Raw genomic sequence first — 2347 nt, forward strand, 5'->3', positions numbered from 1 at the left:
TCGCCGCAGAGGAAGAACAATTCGGGTTACGCCCACTCCAGCTATGCAGGCGATCTGACCCTCACCCAGTGGACCCCGACCCTAGGGATTGGCCTCAACCAGGGCAATGATTGGCTACAGCTGCGCGGCTATCTGATCCACTCATCCAATGCCAGCCGCACCCAGGGCAAGGAAGACACCAGTGCCGTGGAAGCGAAGCTGACCCACTATTTCGGTTCTGATGCTCCGCTCGGGATCGACCGTCTGCAGGCAACTCTGTTGGGCGGCCAGCGCATGTATGCGGTCGATGGGGATGCCGGAGCGGTCTACAACCTGGCTGATATACAGAAGGGTTCGCTCTCGCTGGGCGGTGCCTGGGATCTGGATGATAGCTGGTCTGTTTTGTTGGTCGGCGGCCTGGAGAAGTATGAGAACCAGGATATCAGCGATGAGTATGACAACCGTTATCTCTATTTCGATGTTAACAGGAAGTGGTGAATCGAGAATGAAAAGAACCATTGGTTGGCTGTTGTCTCTTTGCGTACTCCTGCTCTTCTTCACGACCGTTCAGGCGGGTGAAGAGGAGACCTGGGCAAAATCTTACGCGCTGGAGGCAAAGGGCGAATACAAGGAGGCGGCAGCGGTTATCGAACCCTTCCTCAATGGCGGTGGCGATACTGCTGAGTTTGCCCTGTTACGATATGGCTGGCTGAACTATCTATTACGCAACCATAACGATGCGATTCGCAGCTACGAAAAGGCGCTGCGGCTCAATCCTAACTCCATCGATGCCCGTCTCGGACTGACGCTTCCTCTGTTGGTGCAGCAGCGTTGGAAGGAAGCGGCGCGCTATGCCAAGCAGGTGCTGCAGCGCTCCCCCTGGAACTTCACAGCGCATCTGCGCCTGCTGGTCAGTGAAGAGGGGAGACGCAAGTGGAGTGTGATGAAAAAACACGCCTCCGAACTCGCCGCCCGCTACCCGTCATCCGCCACACCCTGGGTCTATCTGGCCAGGGCCGAGGCCTGGTTGGGGGATCATGAGGCGGCAAAGCGCGCCTATGTGCGGGTGCTCAGGCGCATACCGGCGCATCTTGAGGCCAACGCCTATCTGAACAAGGGGAAGGAGAAAGAGTAGGGTTAAAACCAACAGGCCGTCCGGTTTCCCGAACGGCCTGTTGGCGTTGTTGTTGGACCTGGCGCTTCGACAGACTGTCGAAGCGCCTCACCCTGGATTATCGGATCTGATCAGTTGGGTAGGATGTCCCGGTTACCATTCGGGTCATTTTTGGAAAAGTCGATCGGTGCCGGTTCCAATTTGTCGGTATGGTCAGCCGGCTGCTGAATCAGCTGACTGGCATACTGATCGCCAATCCCCATCTGTCCCACATGTGCGGGGTCGCCTTTGCCATGCTCAGTGATCGGGCTCTGATACATATCGGGATTACCTCCGAAGTGTTCGTCATGTGCCCAGGCAGTGGAAGTCAACAGTGCAAGGCTGGCAATTGCGAATATCTTTTCATGCTGGTTCTCCATTTACGGTTTGGATCTGATTGAAAGCTGTCTTTGTGACTGCTTGCCTCTGATATTGCAGTGACCGTGCCAACTCCTTAAAAATTACATAACCAACTGTAAATAAAGAGAAAAACACCTTACTCTCCGGCCTGGTGAGAGTGGGAGATTGTGCCTCGACATCGACGAAACGTGAAAGAATGTAATGCTTCGTAAAACCCGAGAGTGAGATACAATCGGCTCCAGCGCTATTCGTGCAACCCTGCCCGCTTGTTTGCCATGTGACGGCTAGAAAGTGTATCCGGCCCGCACCCCCGCGACCCATATCGACCGGTCATGGCTGCTGCCGCTGCCGTCCAGGCCACTGTTGCGGATCCACTGCAGGTCCGGGGTGATCTGCACTCCGCCCGTCAGTTCGAAGCGGGCGTAGAGTTCCGCCTGGAGGCTGTCGTCGCCGCCAGTCAGATTGGAGGAGGCGCCGGTGCGCGCGATGCCAGCGCCGAGGGTGGCGGGGCCGGCAGGCTGCTCCAGGGTGATGGCGATGAAGTCACCAGACTCCGAGACCGATGCATCCGCCCAGCCGAGGCGCAGGTTCCAGCGGGTCTCCCCGAAGCCGCCGTCGGCGACGCCATAGAGCCCCCAGTTGTTCTCCTGATCTGAGCTGCCGTCGAGCCGGGTATGGTCGGCGGTATTGCTCCAGGCGCCGAGCCGCCAGATGCCCCATCCGAAGTAGCCATAGGCCTCGGCGGCGGCGAAGGCCCCCTTGCCGTCATCCCCCAGATCGAACAACTGGCCATACTTGCCGTCGTTGTCCGCCAACCCATGGGAGCTGGCGAGCAGCAGGGTGAGGCCGGGATGG

The 2347-nt window shown here is 58.2% G+C and carries 3 protein-coding genes and 1 pseudogene; 2 read left to right on the forward strand and 2 right to left on the reverse strand.

What is annotated here, in order from left to right:
• Positions 1–477, forward strand: a pseudogene (locus tag Ga0074115_RS15400) (hypothetical protein); the annotation flags it as partial.
• Positions 478–484: 7 nt separating this feature from the next.
• The gene (locus Ga0074115_RS15405; protein ID WP_006474220.1) at positions 485–1114 is read left to right on the forward strand and encodes a tetratricopeptide repeat protein; all 630 of its coding nucleotides are present in this window, start codon (positions 485–487) and stop codon (positions 1112–1114) included.
• Between the two features lie 110 nt (positions 1115–1224).
• On the opposite strand, the gene Ga0074115_RS15410 is transcribed toward Ga0074115_RS15405, so the two are convergent.
• Together Ga0074115_RS15410 and Ga0074115_RS15415 are read right to left on the reverse strand one after the other, a co-directional pair.
• Entirely contained in the window at positions 1225–1512 is a 288-nt protein-coding gene (locus tag Ga0074115_RS15410) for a hypothetical protein (RefSeq protein ID WP_057957349.1), read from the reverse strand.
• 264 nt (positions 1513–1776) lie between these two features.
• Positions 1777–2347 (reverse strand): carbohydrate porin (locus Ga0074115_RS15415; protein ID WP_198295082.1); only part of this gene is annotated, 571 nt, incomplete at its 5' end.

The organism is endosymbiont of Ridgeia piscesae (assembly GCF_001443665.1).
In the GTDB taxonomy this organism is placed as follows: Bacteria; Pseudomonadota; Gammaproteobacteria; order Chromatiales; family Chromatiaceae; genus Endoriftia; species Endoriftia persephonae.

What these genes read in the sequence shown, in the direction of transcription:
- Ga0074115_RS15405 (WP_006474220.1), top strand. Translation starts at nt 485, where the DNA reads ATGAAAAGAACCATTGGTTGGCTGTTGTCTCTTTGCGTACTCCTGCTC.
- Ga0074115_RS15410 (WP_057957349.1), bottom strand. Translation starts at nt 1,512, where the DNA reads ATGGAGAACCAGCATGAAAAGATATTCGCAATTGCCAGCCTTGCACTG.